This is a genomic window from Anaeromyxobacter diazotrophicus (genome assembly GCF_013340205.1).
Lineage (GTDB): Bacteria > Myxococcota > Myxococcia > Myxococcales > Anaeromyxobacteraceae > Anaeromyxobacter_A > Anaeromyxobacter_A diazotrophicus.
This window is the reverse complement of the sequence record NZ_BJTG01000013.1, coordinates 23,609-43,234: the sequence shown is the minus strand read 5'-3', so window position 1 is coordinate 43,234 and position 19,626 is coordinate 23,609. Positions and strand designations below refer to the sequence as shown.

At 75.2% G+C, this 19,626-nt stretch carries 19 protein-coding genes; 11 read left to right on the top strand and 8 right to left on the bottom strand.

Translation table 11 applies throughout. From position 1 onward, the window contains the following. Positions 1-20: 20 nt before the first annotated feature. From lysA to HWY08_RS20540, 6 genes are all read right to left on the bottom strand, one after another. Positions 21-1,304, bottom strand: a complete 1,284-nt coding sequence (gene lysA, locus HWY08_RS20565) for a diaminopimelate decarboxylase (protein ID WP_176068769.1) — start codon at positions 1,302-1,304, stop codon at positions 21-23. Continuing rightward, entirely contained in the window at positions 1,301-1,573 is a 273-nt protein-coding gene (locus HWY08_RS20560) for a hypothetical protein (protein WP_176068698.1), read from the bottom strand. The genes lysA and HWY08_RS20560 overlap by 4 nt, the downstream gene beginning before the upstream one ends. Next, positions 1,570-2,973 (bottom strand): argininosuccinate lyase, encoded by a 1,404-nt coding sequence (argH, locus tag HWY08_RS20555; protein WP_176068767.1) that lies wholly within the window; start codon positions 2,971-2,973, stop codon positions 1,570-1,572. Before argH ends, HWY08_RS20560 begins: the two co-directional genes overlap by 4 nt. Further along, a complete protein-coding gene (locus HWY08_RS20550; protein ID WP_176068765.1) occupies positions 2,973-4,916 on the bottom strand; it encodes a TIGR04551 family protein in 1,944 nt (647 codons plus the stop codon). The genes argH and HWY08_RS20550 overlap by 1 nt, the downstream gene beginning before the upstream one ends. An 82-nt stretch (positions 4,917-4,998) precedes the next feature. Then, a complete protein-coding gene (mce, locus tag HWY08_RS20545; RefSeq protein ID WP_176068763.1) occupies positions 4,999-5,406 on the bottom strand; it encodes a methylmalonyl-CoA epimerase in 408 nt (135 codons plus the stop codon). 78 nt (positions 5,407-5,484) lie between these two features. Further along, a complete protein-coding gene (locus HWY08_RS20540; RefSeq protein WP_176068761.1) occupies positions 5,485-6,945 on the bottom strand; it encodes a transglutaminase-like domain-containing protein in 1,461 nt (486 codons plus the stop codon). A gap of 69 nt (positions 6,946-7,014) precedes the next feature. Between HWY08_RS20540 and HWY08_RS21675 the strand changes: the two genes are divergently transcribed. From HWY08_RS21675 to HWY08_RS20505, 8 genes are all read left to right on the top strand, one after another. Then, a complete protein-coding gene (locus HWY08_RS21675; RefSeq protein WP_209005200.1) occupies positions 7,015-7,611 on the top strand; it encodes a nucleoside recognition domain-containing protein in 597 nt (198 codons plus the stop codon). A gap of 3 nt (positions 7,612-7,614) precedes the next feature. Continuing rightward, complete coding sequence (locus tag HWY08_RS21670) at positions 7,615-8,154, top strand: spore maturation protein (protein ID WP_209005199.1); 540 nt, start codon at positions 7,615-7,617, stop codon at positions 8,152-8,154. A gap of 139 nt (positions 8,155-8,293) precedes the next feature. After that, positions 8,294-9,871 carry a zinc metalloprotease gene (locus HWY08_RS20530; RefSeq protein ID WP_176068759.1) on the top strand — a complete coding sequence of 526 codons (1,578 nt, stop codon included), beginning with the start codon at positions 8,294-8,296 and terminating at the stop codon, positions 9,869-9,871. A 9-nt stretch (positions 9,872-9,880) separates the two neighbouring features. After that, the gene (locus HWY08_RS20525; RefSeq protein WP_176068757.1) at positions 9,881-10,477 is read left to right on the top strand and encodes a hypothetical protein; all 597 of its coding nucleotides are present in this window, start codon (positions 9,881-9,883) and stop codon (positions 10,475-10,477) included. Between the two features lie 100 nt (positions 10,478-10,577). Continuing rightward, positions 10,578-11,156, top strand: coding sequence for a TIGR02265 family protein (locus tag HWY08_RS20520; RefSeq protein ID WP_176068755.1), 579 nt, complete (start codon positions 10,578-10,580; stop codon positions 11,154-11,156). A gap of 26 nt (positions 11,157-11,182) precedes the next feature. Further along, positions 11,183-11,617, top strand: coding sequence for a hypothetical protein (locus HWY08_RS20515; RefSeq protein ID WP_176068753.1), 435 nt, complete (start codon positions 11,183-11,185; stop codon positions 11,615-11,617). Further along, positions 11,614-12,600 carry an NAD(P)H-quinone oxidoreductase gene (locus tag HWY08_RS20510; RefSeq protein ID WP_176068751.1) on the top strand — a complete coding sequence of 329 codons (987 nt, stop codon included), beginning with the start codon at positions 11,614-11,616 and terminating at the stop codon, positions 12,598-12,600. Before HWY08_RS20515 ends, HWY08_RS20510 begins: the two co-directional genes overlap by 4 nt. 68 nt (positions 12,601-12,668) lie before the next feature. Next, a complete protein-coding gene (locus HWY08_RS20505; RefSeq protein WP_235969731.1) occupies positions 12,669-14,420 on the top strand; it encodes an OPT/YSL family transporter in 1,752 nt (583 codons plus the stop codon). Positions 14,421-14,469: 49 nt separating this feature from the next. Here HWY08_RS20505 and HWY08_RS20500 read toward each other — a convergent pair whose 3' ends face one another. After that, positions 14,470-14,658: a hypothetical protein gene (locus HWY08_RS20500; protein WP_176068747.1), complete on the bottom strand. Its 189-nt coding sequence runs from the start codon at positions 14,656-14,658 to the stop codon at positions 14,470-14,472. Between the two features lie 203 nt (positions 14,659-14,861). Between HWY08_RS20500 and queF the strand changes: the two genes are divergently transcribed. Both queF and HWY08_RS20490 read left to right on the top strand, forming a co-directional pair. After that, positions 14,862-15,233 (top strand): preQ(1) synthase, encoded by a 372-nt coding sequence (gene queF / locus HWY08_RS20495; protein ID WP_176068745.1) that lies wholly within the window; start codon positions 14,862-14,864, stop codon positions 15,231-15,233. A gap of 402 nt (positions 15,234-15,635) precedes the next feature. Next, positions 15,636-17,510: a DUF4091 domain-containing protein gene (locus HWY08_RS20490; protein WP_176068743.1), complete on the top strand. Its 1,875-nt coding sequence runs from the start codon at positions 15,636-15,638 to the stop codon at positions 17,508-17,510. Here the strand turns inward: HWY08_RS20490 and HWY08_RS20485 are convergent. Further along, complete coding sequence (locus HWY08_RS20485) at positions 17,507-17,749, bottom strand: hypothetical protein (RefSeq protein ID WP_176068741.1); 243 nt, start codon at positions 17,747-17,749, stop codon at positions 17,507-17,509. The two genes, HWY08_RS20490 and HWY08_RS20485, sit on opposite strands and share 4 nt — an antisense overlap. On the opposite strand from HWY08_RS20485, the gene HWY08_RS20480 reads away from it, so the two are divergent. Beyond that, on the top strand, positions 17,748-19,610 hold the full coding sequence (locus tag HWY08_RS20480) for a hypothetical protein (RefSeq protein ID WP_176068739.1): 1,863 nt from the start codon (positions 17,748-17,750) through the stop codon (positions 19,608-19,610). The genes HWY08_RS20485 and HWY08_RS20480 overlap by 2 nt on opposite strands. Positions 19,611-19,626: the final 16 nt, after the last annotated feature.

Sequence of the window (19,626 nt, the reverse complement as noted above, 5' to 3'; positions counted from 1 at the left end):
CCGGGCGGGAGACCTGGACTTTAACCGATCGGACGGCGGGTGCCGAAGCGGCGCGCGGGGGGGCTCGCCTGCTCTCCCCGGGTGAGGTCCGCGAAGGTCTCCCGCCGGCGGGCGAGGCGCGCCACGTCCCCGTCCACCAGTACCTCGGCCGCCCGGGGGCGGGCGTTGTAGCTGGAGGACATGGCGAAGCCGTAGGCGCCGGCCGACCGGACGCAGAGGAGCTCGCCCCCGTTCACCTCGGGCAGCCGCCGCCGCTGCGCCAGGAAGTCGGAGGACTCGCAGACCGGGCCCACCACGTCGGCCACGATCTCGTCCTCGCGCGGGCGCGCCACCGGCTCGATGGCGTGCTGCGCGCCGTAGAGCGCGGGCCGGACGAGGTCGTTCATCCCGGCGTCCACCACCACGAACTCGCGGCGGCCGTTCCGCTTGCGGTACAGGACCCGCGTCACGAGCACGCCGGCGTTCCCCACCAGCACCCGCCCCGGCTCGAGCAGCACCTCGCCGTCGAAGCCGCGCAGCGCCTTCTTCACCGCCGCGCCGTAGACGTCGGGGTGCGGCGGCTCCTCGCCGCCGTACGGGATGCCGAGGCCGCCGCCCACGTCGAGGTGGGCGAGGTGGATGCCCTCGCGCGCGAGGTCGCGCACGAGCCCCCGCACGCGCGCGATGGCGTCCACGAAGGGGCCGAGCTCGGTGATCTGCGAGCCGATGTGCATCGCGACGCCCTTGACCTGCAGGGCGGGGTCGCCGGCGGCGAGCGCGTAGAGGCGCCGCGCCTCCTCGACCGACACGCCGAACTTCGACTCGCGCAGGCCGGTCGCGATGTAGGGGTGCGTCTTCGGATCGACGGCCGGGTTCACGCGCAGCGCGATGGGGGCGCGCCGCTTCAGGCGCCGCGCGACGACGGAGACGCGCCCCAGCTCCTCCGCGCTCTCGACGTCGAGGACCTTCACGCCCTGGTCGAGCGCGAACGCGATCTCGTCGTCGCGCTTGCCGACCCCGCTGAAGACCACCTTGCCCGGCTCGCCGCCCGCCTTGAGCACCCGGTACAGCTCGCCGGCGGAGACGATGTCGAAGCCGGAGCCGAGCCGCGCGAAGAGCGACAGCACCGCCAGGTTCGAGTTGGCCTTCACCGCGTAGCAGAGGAGGTGCGGCATCCCCCGCAAGGACCGCTCCAGCACCTTCCAGTGCCGGGTGAGCGTGGCGGTGGAGTAGACGTAGAGCGGCGTGCCGTAGGCGCGGGCCAGCTCGTCGAGCGGGATGTCCTCGGCGTGGAGCACGCCGCGCCGGCGCTGAAAGTGGTTCATGGGCTGGGCGGCGCGGCGGTCGGGTTCGCCGGCGTCGGGGTCGGGGTCGGGGTCGGGGTCGGGGTCGGGGTCGGGGTCGGCGTCGGGGTCGGCGTCGGGGTCGAGGTCGGGGTCGAGGTCGGGGTCGAGGTCGGGGTCGAGGTCGGGGTCGAGGTCGACGTCGAGGTCGCGCCCGCCCCCCCGTCCGCCGGCTCCGGCAGCGGCGGCCGCGGCGGCGCCTTCACCCCGCAGGCGAGGAGAGCGGCGGCGGCCAGGGCGAGGCGCCTCATCCGGCCCTCCCCAGCTCCTTCTCCCAGCGGGCGAGCTGCCTCGCGACCTGCTTCGGCCCCGGCGCGCCGGGGATCTCCCGCCGCGCCAGGCTGGCGCGCGCGTCGAAGCGGCGGACCACGTCCGGCGCGAAGGCGCGGTGGAAGCGCCGCCACTCGGCGGCGGTCAGGGCGGCGAGCGCCTTCCCCTCGCGCGTGGCCCAGGCGGCGGCGGCGCCCACGGCCTCGTGCGCCTCGCGGAAGCGGACGCCCTTCTCCACCAGGTACTCGGCCGCGTCGGTGGCGAGCGCCTCGCCCGACCCGAGCGCCTCGGCCATGCGCTCGGCGTGGTAGGTGGCGGTCTCGACCGCGCCCGCCAGCGCCAGCGCGGTCTGGGCGAGCTTCCGCGGCGCGTCGAGCAGCGGCCGCTTGTCCTCCTGCAGATCGCGGTTGTACGAGAGCGGCAGGTTCTTCGGCAGGGTGAGCAGCGTCACCAGGTCGCCCACGGCGCTCCCCGCCCGGCCGCGTGCCAGCTCGCCGACGTCGGGGTTCTTCTTCTGCGGCATGAGCGAGCTGCCGGTCGAGAACGCGTCGGAGAGCGTCATGAAGCCGAACTCGCGCGTCGTCCAGAGGACGAGCTCCTCGCCGAGGCGCGACAGGTGCACCGCCGAGAGCGCGCAGGCGAAGCCGAGCTCGATGGCGCTGTCGCGGTCGGAGACGGCGTCGAGCGAGTTGCGCGTCACGCCGGCGAGGCCGAGCGCCCGCGCGGTGTGCGCGCGGTCGATGCGCAGGGTCGTGCCCGCCAGCGCGCCCGAGCCGAGCGGCGAGACGGCCGCCCGCGCCCGCACCTCGCCGAGGCGCTGCCGGTCGCGCCCGAGCGCCTCGACGTAGGCCAGCAGGTGGTGCGCCAGCGTCACCGGCTGCGCCCGCTGCAGGTGGGTGTAGCCGGGGAGCAGGGTGGCCTCGTGCCGCCGCGCCTGCCCGAGCAGCGCGCGCATGAGCGCGACCAGCGCCTGGTCGCACTGGCCGCAGGCGTCGACGATGAAGAGCCGCTCGTCGAGCGCCACCTGGTCGTTGCGGCTGCGGCCGGCGTGCAGGTAGCCCGCGTCGCGGCCCACCAGCTCGCCCAGGCGCCGCTCGACGTGGGTGTGGACGTCCTCCAGCGCCGGGTCGAACGCGATCTTCCCGGCGGCGAACTCCTCCCGCACCTGGGCCAGCCCGGCGTCGATGCGGCGCGCGGCCGCCTTCGGCACGAGGCCCCGCGCCGCCAGCATGGCGACGTGGGCGCGCGAGCCGCGGATGTCCTGCTCGAAGAGCGCCGCGTCCTCGCCGATGGAGACGGACAGCGCGACGAGGCGCGGGTCCGCCTCGCCCGAGAGCGCCGCCCGGGAGACCGGCTTCGCCCGCCCGCCGCGCCGGGCCATCAGAACTTCACCGCCACGCCGGAGCGGATGGCCCAGGCGCGCGACAGGTCGCCCTGCGGCGCCCCGATGGGCGCGCCGGCCGCGCCGTAGCCGAGGCCGCTGAGCGGCTGGAGCATGCCGACGTTGAGCCAGGCCAGGAAGCCGTCGTCGGACTTGTAGTTGAGCCCCGAGTCCACCTCGAGGCCGAGCGGCGTGCTGGTGCTGGAGGGGGTGGAGCTGGCGTAGATCGCCTGCGAGTAGATGACGGACAGCGTCGCCGCCAGGCCCTCGATGAACTCGTAGCGCAGGGTGGGCTTCAGGTAGAAGGCGTCGGTCACGCCCTGCAGGATGTCGCGCCAGAGGATGAGGTCGACGTGGTAGGCGGGGTTGAAGCGGAAGTTGCGGATGTCCTGCACCTTGTCGCCCGGCGCGAACTGCATCCCGTCGACGTCGCCCGCCTGCGGCTGGAGGCAGGTGGTGGTGAGCGTGCTCGAGGTGGAGCTCGTGTAGCAGCCGCGGCCGGGGCGGTTGCCGAAGCCGGGGTTCCGGTCGCCGCTCGCCATGCCGGCCTCGCCGCCGAGGGTGAACTTGCCGAGCGTCCAGGCCGCCTGCGCGGCGCCGCCGAACTGGCGCAGCAGCACCGGCCCGACGCCGTTGCCGGAGGCGTCCTGCGCGGCGTTGCCGATCTGGCCGTAGATGCCGGCCAGCTCCAGCTCGAAGCGGAACTTCTTCGTCTGGTACTTCGTCCACAGGTCGAGGGTGTGGGCGTACGCGTCGCGCTTCACCGAGCTGCCCGTCACCGGGTCGTTGGCGGTGGGGTTGGTCGAGCCGGTGGACGGCGGCGTCGTGACCCCGCCCACGGGCGTCCCGCCGGCCGGCACCGCGCCGGCCGCGAGCCACTGCGGGAACTCGTACGCCTGGGTCTTGTACATGTACCAGGCGCCGAAGGCGAGGGCGCCCTCGCCCCGCTCCAGCTTGCGCTTCACCTCGTCGTCGCTGTCGGCGCGGACGATCTTGAGGCCGATCGCCTTCGCGTCGTCGGCCATGTCGCGGTCGAACGGCTGGCCGAGCCCGCTCGACACGCGGAAGTCCTGCGAGGTGACGCCGGTCGCGACGATCTCGTACATCGGCACGAGCACCAGCCGGCCGACGGGGGTGCTGATCGGCGTGAGCGCGAACTGGAGCCGGTCGACGCTGTCGCCGAGGTCGTCGTCGATGCCGGCGCCCGCGTGCGAGAGGACGCCGAGGCCCCACGACGACGGCATGCGGCCGAACGAGAGCAGGCCGACCGGCGTCTGCACCTCGGCCCAGGCGCGCTTCGCGACCATGGAGTTGCGGTCGGAGTTGAGGCCGGCGGTCGGCGGGACCTGGCTCGTCGACTGGAACGGGTAGAGCACCGAGTCGCTGCGCGCGAACGAGCCCACCGGCGTCGAGCCGAGCACCAGGTTGTCGAGGATGTCGATCTGGCTCATCACCCGGATCTGCTCGGAGACGTTGAGCGTCGGCTCCAGGCGGAACCGCATGTTGCCGCTGGTGAGCGTGCCGCGGTGGTCCGGGTCGCGCAGCGGGCGCGGGAAGAGGAAGTAGCCGTCGGGGTCGGCCGCGCGCCGCAGGTCGAAGTTGTCCATCAGGTCCCCGCGCACGCGCAGGTACCCGTTGAGCTGCAGGAACTCGAGCTTGGGCCGGTCGCCGGCGGCGGAGGTCTCCATGAACTCGCGCGCCGACTGCGCGCCCTGGATCTCGGCCCGGACCTCGTCGCGCATCTCCTCCTTGGCGCGCTCCACCTCGCGGCGAACGAGGTCGCGCGTGGCGGGATCCACCGGCGCGCCGGACGGCGCCGCGGCGGGCGCGGGCGCGAGGGAGGGGGCGGCCGGAGAGGCGGGCTTCGCCTCGGCCGCCTGGGCGATCGCCCGCAGCGGGATGAGGGTCGAAGCCGCGAGCAGCACGGCGCAGAGCCGGGACATGGGGACACCCCTCTAGCGGAGCGCCGGGCGGGCGCTCTCTCGCTGGAATTTCAGCTCTTTTGTCACGCGCCGCGCGCGAGGGTCAAGCCTTCTGCGGACCCTGGCGCAGCTCGACCAGCACCCCGCGGCTGCCCTTGGGGTGGACGAAGGCCACCTGCGCGCCGCCGGCGCCGGGGCGCGGCACCTCGTCGAGGAGGGGCGCGCCGCCGGCCTTGAGGGCCGCCATGGCCTTCGCCAGGTCGGGGACCTCGAGGCAGACGTGGTGCAGCCCCTCGCCGCGCTTCTCGATGGCCTTCGCCATGGGGCTCGACGGGCCGGTGGGGCTCACCAGCTCGATGCGGCCGGCGCCGTGGCCGAAGATCGCCACCCGCACCTGCTCCGACGGGACCTCCTCCACCTCCGACAGCGTGAGGCCGTAGACGTCGCGGTAGAGCCGGATGGCGGCGTCGAGATCCGCGACGAGGATGGCGACGTGGTCGAGACCGGTCATGAGGGGCTCCGGGTGGGAGGCGAGGGGCGGACATCACACCTTGGGCGAGGCCGCGCGTCAACCGACCTCGACCTCGACCTACCCCTTCGGCTTCGCGCTCACCACCTGCAGCGCGCCCAGCAGGCCCACCGTGTCCACCTGCGGGCCGCGGCCCAGCACCACGTGCGTGGGATCGGCCACCGGCTGGTCGAAGGTGGGGTCCACCGCGATCCACTCCCCGCCGCTCTTCACCTCCACCCAGGCGTGCCAGTAGAGCGCCGGCACACCGTCGTCGTAGCGGGCGTAGACGAGGCCGTGCACCTGCCGCGCCGGGATGCCGGCGGCGCGCGCCAGCGCGGTGAAGAGCAGCGCGTGCTCGGTGCAGTCGCCCTTCCCGAGCGCGAGGACCTCGGTGGCGCGGTCGCGCGAGACGCCGTAGGCCTTCTCCAGGCGGCCGTAGACGAAGTGCACGAGCTTCACCGACGCCGCGTAGGCGCCGCGGGTGTCGCCCACCACCTGCCTCGAGAGCGCCTGCAGCACCGGCGCGTCCGAGTCCACCTCGGGCGTCGGCGCCAGGTCCTCCTTCAGCTCGGGAGGGAGCCCGCGCACGCGCGCCGCGTCGCGCGCGGGGTCGGCCGCGGCCGGCCGCCGCGCGGTGACCGTGAGCAGGACCGCGCCGTCCGGCTGCGGCGACCAGCTCTGGCGCGGGTCGGGGGCCTGGAACTCGCGCGGCACGCCGCGCAGCCGGAACACCAGCGCGCCCGGCACCCGGCGCGGCAAGGGCCCGGGCAGCTTCACCCGCGTCATGCCGAACAGGTCCACCTTGTCGAGGCGCTGGGCGGTGTCGGCGGGCTCGGCCCGGGCCGAGACGGCGTCGCCGAGGCGCAGCTCCACCACCCGCCCGTCCGGCGCGAAGGACACCCGCGTCGCGGCGCGGTCGCCGGCCTCGCGCTCCTCCACCTGGGCGAGCTCGGCCTCGACCCCGCCCGCGGCGGCGCGCGCCAGCCCCACGAACCGGTCCTCCATCTTCTTCACGCGCAGGGTCTCGAGGTCGAGCTGCTCGCCGCGCACCGCCTCGCGCCGGGCCGCCGCCAGCCGGGCCGCGTCGGCCTGCTCCGCCGTCTCGCCCACCGGCGGCAGCGCGCGCTCCTCGCGCTGGCCCTGCGCGGTGAGGATCGCCCGGCAGCCCTGCGGCGTGCAGCGGCCCTCCACCGTGCGGTCCCCGCCGTCGCCCTCGCGCCGGCTGCTGAAGGAGAGGAGCCGCCCGCCCGGGCGCGCCTCGTACACCTTCTCGTCCTGCTGCGTCCGCTTCACGGTGCGGTCGCCCACGGTGGCCGACAGGGTCGAGGTGTTCTTCGCCACCAGCACGCGCTGGCCGTCGCGCACCTCCAGGCCGACCCAGCCGGTGGAGAAGCCCGCCTTCTTCCCCATGAGGTAGACGCCGAACCACTCGGGCTGCGCCGGGCGGGCGAGGTTCACCACGGTGGGCTGCGCGGCGCGCGCGCCGCCGGCGAGGGTCAGCGCGGCGAGCGCGAAGGCGAGGGCGAGGGCTCGGGTCATCGGTTCTCCAGAACGCCGGTTCCTACCAAAAATTCGCCTCGCCCGTCGCCGCCGCCCAGAATCCCCGGCGTGAGCGTGCTGTGGACCCTGCTCGTGGCCGCGTCGGTGGCGGCCGCGGCCGTGAACGGCCGGATGGCGGAGCTCACCGCCGCCATCGCCACCTCGGCGCAGGCGGCGGTCACGCTGGCGCTCGGCCTGGTAGGCGTCCTGGCGCTGTGGCTCGGGCTCATGCGGGTGGCCGAGCGGGCGGGGCTGGTGGCGCTCGTCGCGCGCGCGCTGCGGCCGGCGCTCCGGCGGCTCTTCCGCGGCGTCCCCGACGACCACCCCGCGCTGGGGGCCATCGTCCTCAACGTCTCGGCCAACCTGCTCGGCCTCGGCAACGCCGCCACCCCCTTCGGCGTGGAGGCGATGCGGCGGCTGGAGGAGCTGAACCCGCGCCCCGGCACCGCCACCGACGCGCAGGCGCTCCTGTGCGCGCTCAACACCGCCTCGGTCCAGCTCGTCCCGGCGACGGTGATCGCGCTCCGCGCCGCGGCCGGCGCGCGCGACCCGGCCGACGTGGTGGGCCCGGTGCTGCTCGCCAGCGCGTGCGGGGCCGCCACCGCCGTCGTGGCCGCGAAGCTCCTCGCCCGCGCCTTCCCGGCGCCGCCGGCCGGGGCGCCCTGACCGATGGGCCGCGCCGCGCTCCAGCTCCTGTCCTCCTGGGCCATCCCGCTCGCCGTGGCCGGCGTCCCGCTGCTCGCCCTCGCGCGCAAGCAGCAGGTCTATCCGGCCTTCCTCGAGGGCGCACGGGAGGGGTTCGAGACGGCGGTGCGGATCATCCCGCCGCTGGTGGCGGTGGTGGTCGCGCTCGGCATGTTCAAGGCGTCGGGCGCGCTCGACGGCGTCGCCCGCGCGCTCGCGCCGCTCACGTCCGCGCTCGGGCTGCCCGCCCCGGTGCTGCCGCTCGTGCTGGTGCGGCCGCTCTCCGGCGGCGCCGCGCTGGGGGTGGTGGCGGACGTGCTGCGCACCGAGGGGCCGGACAGCCTCGCCGGCCGCCTCGCCTCGGTGATGGCTGGCTCGACCGAGACCACGTTCTACGTGCTCGCCGTGTACATGGGGGCCGCGCGCGTCACGCGGTACCGGCACGCGCTCGCGGCGGGCCTGCTGGCCGACGCGGCCGGGTTCGCCGCGGCGGCGCTGGTGGTGCACGCCTACTTCGGCCGGTGACGGCGCCGGGGCCCGGCCGCGGGAGCGCTTCGCACCCTGCGACAACGGCCTACCCGGGGCTGCCCCCGGCCGGGCAGCCCCGGGCCGCCGCGTTTTGCCCGCGCGGACGGCGGCGCGCCGGCGTAGAACTGGAGGACCCATGCGCCCGAGCCCACTCCTCCTCGCGCTCGCCCTCGTCGCCGCCGCCTGCGGCGGGAACTCCTCGACCCCCGCCGCGACCAAGTGCCCGCAGAAGCCGTGCGACACCGGGCTCACGTGCCAGCCCGACGGCACCTGCGCGGTCGTCACCGTGTCGCCCGACGGCGGCATCGCCGCCTGCGGGAGCGGCGACGTGAAGCCGGTGGGCGACAGCTCGCTGGCCGCCGGCAGCCAGGCGACGGGCGCCGCCTACGTGCTGAAGCGCGAGACGCACACGGTCGGCACGTCGATGACCTTCGACGTGCCCGCCGGGACGGCCAGCCTCACCCTCGTGGAGCAGGCCACGAAGGCGCCGGACGTCGTGACCTTCGTGGCCGGCGGCAGCACGTACCAACTCAGCAACACCGCCGTCCCGCACACGCTGACGTCGCCTGACCCCACCTTCAAGTTCAACGACGTCGACGACGGCCAGCTGGTGCTCCCGGACTACAGCATCCTCCCCGTCTACTTCTTCAGCGACTCGCCCGCGACCGGCACCCTCACCCTGCCCAACACGACGAAGGGGCTCTCCGTCGTCGCGGGTGGCGGCCTGCCGCCGGGCACCTGGAGCGCCCTCGTCTCCGACTACGCGTACGAGTGCGCGGCGGGGATCGGGAAGAGTCAGCTCGGCTACGACAGCTGCACGGGGGGCGCCCTCGACAGCACCTATGACGTCACCGTGATCGCGAAGCCGGTCGTCAGCGGCGCCATCCCGTCCAGCGGCACGCTCGACGTGGTGGTGTACTTCGTCGCGACGGCGGTCGACGGCATCCCGCTCAACAAGGCCCGGGCGGACGCCGGCCAGGACTCCGACGTGAACCGGCTGGTCCAGACGCTCAGAGGCCTCTACGGGAAGAACGGCGTCACCGTGAACGTCACGTTCCAGGACGCCCCGCCGAGCGTCCAGACGCGCTTCGCCTCGGGCGTCAACATCGACCAGACCGGCGCCTGCTCCGACCTGTCCCAGCTCTTCACGAGCTCGGCGAAGGGGAACACCCTCAACATCTTCCTCGTCCCGTCGCTCAACGAGACGGCCACGAGCGGCCAGGCGACCTACACGGTGGGCATCGACGGGACCATCCCGGGCCCCGCCAGCGTCGGCGGGACGGTGGCGAGCGGCGCGGCGGTCTCCGCCGCCGACCTGCGCCATAACCAGACCTCTTGCTCCGGCAGCGGCTTCGTCGGCACCTGCGGGGCGGACGAGACGGCCTACATCATCGCCCACGAGGCGGGTCACTTCCTCGGGCTCTACCACGTGACCGAGAAGTACGGCTTCGAGTTCGACACGCTCGACGACACCTTCACCTGCACCTGCCAGGCGTGCGCGCCGTCGGGCTCCGTCTGCGCGACCGCCACCGCCGCGCCGCCGAGCAACGCCTACCCGATGTCCGACGTCTCGAAGTGCGTCACCCCGACCGCCAGCAAGGACTGCGGCGGCGGCGACAACCTCATGTTCTGGCTCTTCGACCAGATCTACTCGAAGGGCACGCTCAGCACCCAGCAGGGCCAGGTGGTGCGCGCCAACCCGCTCATCCACTAGAGGTCACCCATGACCGCGCTCTCGCTCGCGCTGCTCCTCGCCCTCGGCGGCCGCCCCACGCACCCGCTGCCGCCCTCGCCCGCCGCACAGGCCCCGGCCGCCACCTCGCCCGCGCTCTCCGACGAGGAGGTCGCGCAGCGCGTGGACGGGTACCTCTCCTCCATCGACACGCCCGTCACCGCCGCCGAGTGGCGCGCGCTCGGCCCCGCGGCGGTGGGCCGGCTCGCGGCCGTCGCCACCGACGCGGGCGCGCTCCCCACCCGCCGCGCGAAGGCGCTCGGCGCCCTCTCCGTGCTGGGCGGCGCCCGGGCGCGGCAGGTGGTGCTCGAGACGGCGCAGTCCGAGCAGGCTCCGTTCGCCGTCCGCGCCAGCGCCCTGCGCGGCGCCGGGCGGCTGCTCGGCCCGAAGACCCTCGCGAAGAAGCTCGCGCCGGTCCTGCAGCAGGCGCGCGAGGCGCCGGTGCGCGCGACCGCGGCCGAGGTGCTGGCGGGGCACGCCGGCGCGGCCGGCTGCGCGGCCGTGCGGGCGCAGGCGGCCCGCGAGCCGGGCGAGGCGCGCGGCCACTTCGCGCGGGCGCTCGAGCGCTGCGGGCCCGGGAGCCCCTGACGGGAGCCATCGCGCTCCGAGCGCTGCTGCAATCTTGCGCTCCGGGGCCGGGTCGGGTTTACCTCTAGGCGCCGGGCGGGGGCCTGGAGCCGAACCCGAGATGCCTGCTGACCGCGCCGATCTGGAGCGCCGCATCGCCGCAGCCACGCCGCAGGACACCGTCCGCGGCGTCGTCTTCAAGGCCACGTCCAAGCTCCTGCGCGAGCACCTGGGCGAGGTCGCCGCCCGCGCCTGCGACCCGGGGAAGGGCTCGCGGGTCGACTTCCTCAGCTACCCGGTCGAGGACTACCTGCGGCTCGCCTGGGCGGGCGTCGACGCGCTCGAGCCGCGGCTCGGCTCGGTGGACGCGGGCTTCTTCGCCATCGGCGAGGCGGCCATGCGCGACGTGTTCGGCACGCTGCTCGGGCGGACCCTCCTCTCCCTCGCCGGCGACGACATGCGCCAGCTGCTCTCGCAGGTGGGCACCGGCTACAAGGCGACGGTGGGCTACGGCGAGCGCACGGTCGACTGGCCCGGCGAGCGGAGCGCCCACTTCGTCTTCCGCCGCGACTTCCTGGTGCCGGCCTTCCACTGCGGCGTGCTGGCGGCCGCGGCCAAGGCGCTCGGCGGCCGGGACGTGCTGGCCCAGGGGCGGCCCACCGGCTTCCTCGATCTGGAGGTCGATCTCACCTGGAGCTGAGGCGCGGCCGGCGTTAGCGAAGGGCGGTGGCCGAGGTCCTGCTCTTCGCGCTCGACGACCTGCGCGCCCGCTTCGGCCTCGCCGCCGCGGCCGGCGCCGACCCGCGCCAGGACACCGGCCCGTTCCGCGCCTTCCGCGCCGCGCTCTTGCCCGCCCTGGCCGCCGCGGCGGCCGCCGAGGCGGAGGCCAGCATGTGGTGGGAGGGCGGCTTCAACGGCTACGCGCTGGCGGTGGCGCTCGAGCCGGCCGGCGCGGTGCCGGGCGCCGAGGCGCGCGCGGGGCCCATCTGCCCGGTGGACGCCGTGCGGCTCGCGCCGGCGCGCCGCGACCGGTATCCTCTGGCCCGCCTCGCGCCCGGGCGGTACGAGCTCGCGCGCGACGAGACCGGCGCCCTCGTCGAGGCGCCCTTCGGCGCCCCGACCGGCCACTTCGGCGCGCCCGGAATGCGGAGGCTCCCATGAAGGCGGTCTTCTTCGCGGCGAAGGGCGGACCCGAGGTGATCGAGGTCCGCGAGCTGCCCGACCCGCGCCCCGCGCGCGGCGAGGTGCTGGTGCGGGTGCGGGCCGCGGGCGTCAACCGCGCCGACCTGCTCCAGCGGCGCGGCCTCTACCCACCGCCGGCCGGGCTGCGCGAGGAGGTGCCCGGGCTCGAGCTCGCCGGCGAGGTGGCGGCGGTGGGCGAAGGGGTCACCGCGCTGAAGCCGGGCGACCGGGTGATGGCCATCGCCGGCGGCGAGGCGCAGGCGGAGCTCGCCGTCGCGCACGAGCGGATGCTGGTGAAGGTGCCGCCCTCGCTCACGTTCGACGAGGCGGGCGCGGCCATGGAGGCGTTCGTCACCTCGCACGACGCGCTCGTCACCCTCGGCGGCCTCCGGTCCGGCTGGACGGTGCTCCTCCACGCCGTCGGCTCGGGCGTCGCGACCGCGGCGCTGCAGCTCGCCAAGGCGGCCGGCGCGACCGTGATCGGCACGAGCCGCACCGCCGACAAGCTCGAGCGGGCGCGCGCGCTCGGCCTCGACCACGGGATCCTCCTCGGGAAGGACGAGCCGCGCTTCGCCGACGAGGTGCGGCGGCTCACCGGGGGCGAGGGCGCGCCGGTCGTCGTCGACTTCGTCGGCGCCGCCTACGCGGCCGAGAACGTGGCGGCGCTGGCGCAGGGCGGCCGGATCGTCGTCGTCGGCACCCTGGGCGGGAACAAGGCGGCGATCGACCTCTCGCTCCTCATGCGGCGGCGCGGGGAGGTCATCGGGACGGTGCTCCGGCCGCGGCCGCTGGAGGAGAAGATCCGCGCCACCCGCCTCTTCGCGAAGGACGTCCTGCCGCTCCTGGCCCAGGGGAAGGTGAAGCCGATCGTCGACGCCGCCCTGCCGATGGCGCGCGCCCGCGAGGCGCACGAGCGGCTGGAGAAGAACGACAGCTTCGGGAAGCTGGTGCTGACCTTCTAGGGCGAGCGGACCCACCCCGAGCCGCGTCTCCCTGGCGGCGGGCGCGGAAACCGGCTTACATGCCGCGGATGGCGACGCCCTCCACGCACGTTCCAGCCCAGCCCTCCGCCGCCCCTGTCCGACGGCGCGAGCTCACCGCCCGCGCCGTCGCCGTCTCGGTGCTGGTGGCGATCATCATGGGCGCCTCGTTCCCGCCGGTGGTCCTCAAGATCGGCTACGGCCCGAACATCTCGGTCTCGGCCGCCTTCTTCGGCTTCATCGCGCTCGCGATCACCGCCGCGCTCTCGCGGGTGGGCGCGACGGTGTACGAGGCCAACATGGCGCAGACCGCCGGCACCGCCGCCGGCGAGATCGGCTTCATGTGCATCGTGCTGGCCGCCATCGACATGCTGAACGACCGGCCCGGCCTCGGCTTCTCGCTCCACCTCACCGGCTGGCAGATCTTCCTCTGGCTCACCTTCGCCGGGCTCACCGGCGCCTTCCTCGCCATCCCGCTGCGGCGCCACTACATCGACGAGGAGAACCTCACCTTCGCCGACGGCACCGCGGCCGGCGAGACGCTGGTCGTGCTGTACCAGGGCGCGCGCGAGGCGGCGATGCGGCTCAAGGCGCTCTTCGCGGGGCTGGGCCTCTCCGCCTTCGTCGCCTTCTTCCGCGACGGACCGTGGACCTTCATCCCCGGCGAGCTCCCCTTCGGCGCGCACGGCGCGGCGCTGCGCATGGGCACCGAGGTGGGCGTCCTCTCGATCGGCGCCGGCATGATGGTCGGCCTGCGCATCACCCTCTCCATGGGGCTCGGGATGGTGCTGGCCTGGGTGCTCGCGCCGCCGGCGCTGGTGGCGCAGGGCTGGGTGCCGCACCAGACGTTCCCCGAGGTGCTGCGGTGGGTGATGTGGCCGGCCACCGGGCTCATGGTGGCGGGCGGCCTCACCGCGCTCGTGCTCAAGTGGAACGTCATCGCCCGCACCTTCAGCAAGCTCTCCGCCAAGGACGTGGGGAGCGACGAGATCCCGCTCCGCTGGGTGGCGTGGGGCGCGGGGCTCTCGGCCGTGGCGCTGGCGCTGGTGCAGAAGCTCTCGCTCGACTTCCCCTACTGGCTCACCGCCGTCTCGCTGCTCCTCTCCATCCCGCTCATGCTGGTGGGGATCCGGGTGCTGGGCGAGACGAACTGGGCGCCCATCAGCGCGCTCGCGAACCTGATGCAGGCGGTGTTCGCCGGCCTGCAGCCGGGCCACGTGCCGGTCAACATGATCGGCTCCGGGATGAGCGGGACCGTGGCCGGCCAGGGCGAGCACCTCATGCAGTGCTACCGCTCGGGCAAGATCATCGGCTCGAACAACCGCAGCCTGTTCTACATGCAGCTGGTCGGGATCCCGGTCGGCGCGGCGGCGGTGGCGGTGGTCTACCCGGCGCTGCGCCAGAAGTACGGCTTCGGCGACCACGGCCTCACCTCACCCATCAGCGTGAAGTGGGCGGGCTTCGCGGAGCTCCTCGCCAAGGGCTTCTCCACCCTGCCGCAGGGCTGCCTGGCGGCGCTCTGCGTCGCGCTCGTGCTCGGCGTCGCGATCACGCTCCTCGAGCCGCGCTGGCACCGCTTCCTGCCGTCGCCGACGGCGCTCGGCATCGGCATGCTCGTCCCGGGCTACGCCATCGTCCCCATGGTGCTGGGCGGCATCGCTCAGTCGGTGTGGGCGCGCCGGAGCCCGCGGACCGAGGCCATCTACAACATCCCGGTGGCCTCCGGCTTCATCGCGGGCGAGGCGCTGGTGCTCTCCATCATCGCCATCGCGGCGGCCGTGCGGTCGCTGTCCGCAGGCTGACGGCGCCGGCCGCGCGGCCGGGCGAGCCCGGCGGGCGGGGGACCTCCCCTCAGACGAACTTGAGGTGGCGGTCCATCCGCCGGGCGAGCTGCGGGGCGGACAGGATGTTGGCTGCCCGCTCGATGCGCTGGCGACCGAACCCGTCGGCGGCCTCGTAGGCGGCCGAGACCAGATCGCCCAGCGTGGTGACGATCTTCTTGGGAAGCTTCGCGACGGCGCTCCGGCGGCTCTTCTTCATGGTGGGGGTCGTCCTCCCGTCTTCCAAAGGTGTCCGAGTCGCCGAAGACTAGCAATCGGCTTGCCGGTCCCGCGCGATCGAGATTCCAGGGACTTGCCTGCCGCGACCCCGGCCACCCGGCGGACGGGCTGTCCTTTTTTCAGCCCAGTGGGCTGGAAACGCGACAGTCACGCGCCCGCGGGCCGGGATGTTAGAAGGACCGCATGCCGACCCAGCCGTCCAAGAAGCTCGACACCTTCCCCAACCCGAGCCCGGCGCGCCCGTTCGAGATCGCGATGGAGTGCCCGGAGTTCACCTGCCTGTGCCCGATGACCGGGCAGCCCGACTTCGCCACCATCCGGCTGCGCTACGTGCCGGCGGAGCGCTGCGTGGAGCTCAAGAGCCTCAAGCTCTACCTCTGGAGCTATCGCAACGAGGGCGCCTTCCACGAGGCGGTGACGAACCGCATCTGCGACGACCTCGTGGCGGCGCTCGCGCCCCGCTGGATCGAGGTGACGGGCGACTTCACGGTCCGCGGCGGCATCCACACCGCCGTCACCGTCCGGCACGGCGAGAAGCCCGCCAGCATCGGCTGAGCACCCCTTAGATCCCACGCCACCTCTCGAGGGCGGCGCCGCCGGCTCCTGGCCGGCGCGCCGCCCTCTTCTTTTGCCCGCAGCCTGACGGCCCCCCGCTGATCCCCGCCGCGCGGGCCGCCCGCCCGCCCGCTGCGAAAACGGGGACCCCTCTCACCGGGCAGGCGAGCCCATCGCCGCCCTTCCGCGCTCCCGCCCTGCGAGGGCGGATCACCCCCACGCCTGCGCGCTCAGCGCGGCCGGGCGAGCGCTCGCGGTGCGAGCGAAGCCGACACGTCAGCCCCTGTGCTGACGTGTGGTCGCAAGGACGCACCAGGCACGCACTGCCCCACGCCTGGAGGGAACAGGCCTGCTTGGCGAGCCGTTCGGTCGACGCAGCCCAACGAACCGAAAGGACTCGCTTTGACCGTCTGCCGCCGAGCCACCCTCACCCTCGCCGCCCTGCTCTCGGTCGCCCCGGCCGCCGCTTCCGCGGCGAACGTCTGGACGGCCTCCGCGAACGAGAAGATCCGGCCGCAGGAAGCGGCCCGGAGCGATCGCTCCGCCGGCCTGGCGGCGGCGAAGAACGAGTTCGAGGCGTTCCAGGTGGTGGTGACCGGTCCGGCCAGCGGCGTCTCGGTCTCGGCGACCGAGCTCAAGGGCCCCGGGACCGTCCCCGCGCCCAAGCTCTTCCGGGAGGCGATCATCGGCGTGCAGCACCCGTCCTCCGCGGACGGCGCCACCGGCGGCTTCCCCGACGCGCTCATCCCGGACGTCGACGACGTGGTGGGGGAGAAGCGCAACGCCTTCCCGTTCGACGTGCCGGCCGGCGAGAGCCGCGCGGTGTGGGTCGAGCTGCACGTCCCGCAGGACGCCCCCGCGGGCGCGTACACCGGCAGCGTCACCGTGCACGCCGCCGACGGCGACGCGCAGGTGCCGGTGCAGCTCACCGTGTGGGACTTCGCGCTGCCCTCGACCTCGTCGCTCAAGACCGCGTTCGGGATGACCTACGGCGGCGTGCCCAAGGCCCACGGCGTGTCGGGGGAGGCGCTCACCGAGCTCCGCCAGAAGTACGCCCAGCTCGCGCTCGACCACCGCTTCAGCCTCTCGTCGCTGTGGGACGACGGCCAGCAGGGCGACTGGGCGCACTTCGACAACGCGTACGGTCCGTTCATGGACGGCCACGCCTCGACCCAGCTCGCGGGCGCGAAGCTCACCTCGCTCCAGTCGGGCGCGGACCTGAACAGCGCCGCCGCGCACGGCGACTGGGCCGCGCACTTCAAGGCGAAGGGCTGGTTCGACCGCCTCTTCCAGTACACCTGCGACGAGCCGCCCCTCACCTGCCAGTGGTCGGACATCCCGGCGCGGGCGCAGAACGCGAAGCAGGCCGACCCGAACTTCCGCACCCTCGTCACCACCGACATGGCCGACGCCACCAAGAACGGCGCGCTGGGCGCGATCGACCTCATGGTGCCGCTCGTCAACTACCTGGACGACCGCCCGCAGAGCGCCTACGGCTGGACCGCCGGCGGCCCGACCCGCTCGCAGTACGACGGGTTCCTGCAGCAGTCGAACAAGGAGCTGTGGGTCTACCAGAGCTGCATGAGCCACGGCTGCGGCGGCACCGTCGACATCGGCAACCCGAGCGCCGACCAGCTGTACTTCACCGGCTGGCCCACCTACGCCATCGACGCGAGCAACGTGCGCGCCCGCGCCATGGAGTGGTTCAGCTTCCAGTACGGGGCGACCGGCGAGCTCTACTACGAGACCACCCAGGCCTACTACGACAAGGCCGACCCCTGGACCGACCAGTACGAGTTCAACGGCAACGGCGACGGCACCCTCTTCTACCCGGGCACCCCGGCCAAGATCGGCGGGAAGACCGACATCCCGGTGGCGTCGCTCCGCATGAAGATGATCCGCGAGGGCATGGAGGACTTCGAGTACCTGAAGCTGCTCGCGAGCCTGGGCGGCGCGAGCGACGCGAAGAGCATCGCGCAGCAGCTCTTCCCGCACCCGTGGCAGTCGGAGGCGAAGCCGGCCGATCTCATGGCGGCGCGCGAGGCGCTGGCCCAGAAGATCCTCGCGGCCAGCGGCAAGCCGGCGCAGCCCACCGGCACCGGGACGGGCGGCGGCTCCGGCTCCGGCTCTGGCGGCTCGACCAACCTCTCCGCCGGCGGCGCGGGCGGCGGCGGCTGCGGCACCGCGGCCGGCCAGCCCGGCGGGCTGCTCGGGCTGGCGCTCATCCCGTTCGCCCTCGTGCTGCAGCGCCGCCGCGCGCGCCGCCGCCGCGCCTAATCGGCGAGCCGGGGCATCTCGAGCGGGCCGCCCACGGGCGGCCCGCTCTCTTTTTCGGCCGCGCCGCGGTCGCGGTTGCGGTCGCGGTCGCGGTCGCGGCCGCGGTCGAGGCCGCGGTCGAGGTCGCGCTCGAGGTCGCACGCGCCCCGCGCCCGCGGCCAAGCGCTCGCCGCCTCCGGGGAAGGCCCCGTGAGCCCCCCCTTCCCTCCCCGCCCGGCGAGCACATGTTGCTCGGGCATGACCGCGCTCGCCCTCCGCCCCCTCGCCCTCTCGCTCGCCGCGCTGGCGTGCAGCTCCCCCGCGCCCGGCGCCGCGCCTGCCGCCGGCGGGACGGCCGCCGCGGCGGCGGCCGGCGCGAGCCCAGGCGGCGCGCCCGCGGGCGCGCCGGCGGCCTGCGCGGGCGCCACCGGCCCGTTCTGCTGGGTGAACCCGCTCCCCCAGGGCGATCCGCTCGTCAGCCTGTGGGCCGCCCAGCCAGGCGACGCCTGGGCCCCCGGGCCTCCGGGCGTCCTGCTCCACTGGGACGGCGCCGCGCTCACGCCGGTGCCGGTGCCCACCGCGGCGCCGCTGCGCGCCGTCTGGGGCCGCGCGGCGGACGACGTGTGGGCGGCCGGCGACGCGGTCCTCCACTACGACGGTGCGCGCTGGGCGCTGGCGCCGGGCGCGCCGGCGGGCTCCTGGAACGCGGTGCACGGGGACGGCCGCGGCGAGGTCTGGCTGGTCGGCGCCGGCGGCGCGGCGGCGCGCTTCGACGGCGCGCGCTGGGCGGCGGTGGCCACCCCGACCGCGGACGAGCTGGCGGCGGTGGCGGTGGTCTCGCCGTCCGAGGTGTACGTGGCGGCGGCGCGCGGCGGGGCGGTGCTCCGCTGGGACGGCGCCGGCTTCTCGGTGTCGGCCCGCCTGGCGGCGCGGACGCTCCGGGCGCTCTTCGCGCCGGGCCCGGGCGAGCTGTGGGCCGCCGGCGAGCCGCTCGACGTGAACGCGGCGGCGGGCGCCCGCGGCACCGCGCTCGCGCACCTGCAGGGCGGGAGCTGGAGCGACGCCGCGGTGCCGGGGCTCGAGACCGCCTCCTGGTTCGCGCTGCACGGCGCGGGGGGCGCGCTTTGGGCGGCCGGCGCGACCAGCGGCGGCGCGGGGCGGGTCGCACGGCTCGACGGCGCGGGGTGGCAGATCGAGGAGCTCCCGGCGCTCCCGCTCCGCGCCGTGCAGGCGGTGGGCGGCGGCGCCCTGGCGGCCGGCGACGGCGGCGAGCTCTTCGCCCGCACCGCCTCCGGCTGGAGCGCGGTCCACCGCGGCGCCCCGGGCTACCTGCAGGCGGCGGCCTTCAGCCCGCAGGGCGACGGCTGGTTCGCCGCGGTGGCGCCCGGCGCGCCCCCGGCGGCGCCGGAGGCGCAGCTGCTCCGGGTCGCGCGCGGGGCGGTGGAGGCGGTGCCGGCCGGCGTGGCGGACGTGATCTACGGCGTGTGGGCCACCGCCAGCGACGACGTGTGGGCCGGCTCGCTCTCGAACGGCTTCCTGCACTACGACGGCCGCCGCTTCACCGCGGGCGCGGGGGGCTACCGCGGCCTCGTGGACGGGGTCTGGGCGAGCGGCGCCGCCGACGTGTGGGGCGTGGCGGGCGACGCCGCCCTCCACTTCGACGGCAGCACCGTGACCCGGCAGGCCCTCCCGGGCGGCGGCGCGCGGCGCATCTTCGGGTTCTCGCCCCGCGACCTGTGGGCGGTCGGCGCGACCGGCGCCGCCTACCGGTACGACGGCGCCCGCTGGTCCTCGTGGGCCATCCCCGGCCTGGCGCTGGCGGTCTGGGGGCGCGCCGCCGACGACGTGTGGCTGGTCGGCGAGGGGGGCCTGGCGCTGCACTGGGACGGACACGGCTTCACCCCGGTCGCGACCGGCACGACCGCGACGCTGTGGGCGGTGAGCGGGACGGCGACCGGCGAGGTGTGGGCGGTGGGCGCCGGCGGCACCGCGCTCCGGTTCGACGGGAGCGGGTTCCAGCCGGTGGCGACCGGCACCCGGAACACCCTGGCAGCGGTCGCGGTGAGCCCGGGCGGCCGGGTGTACGTGGCGGGGGAGTTCGGGGCGATCCTGATGAAGTGACGCCCCGCGCCAAAAC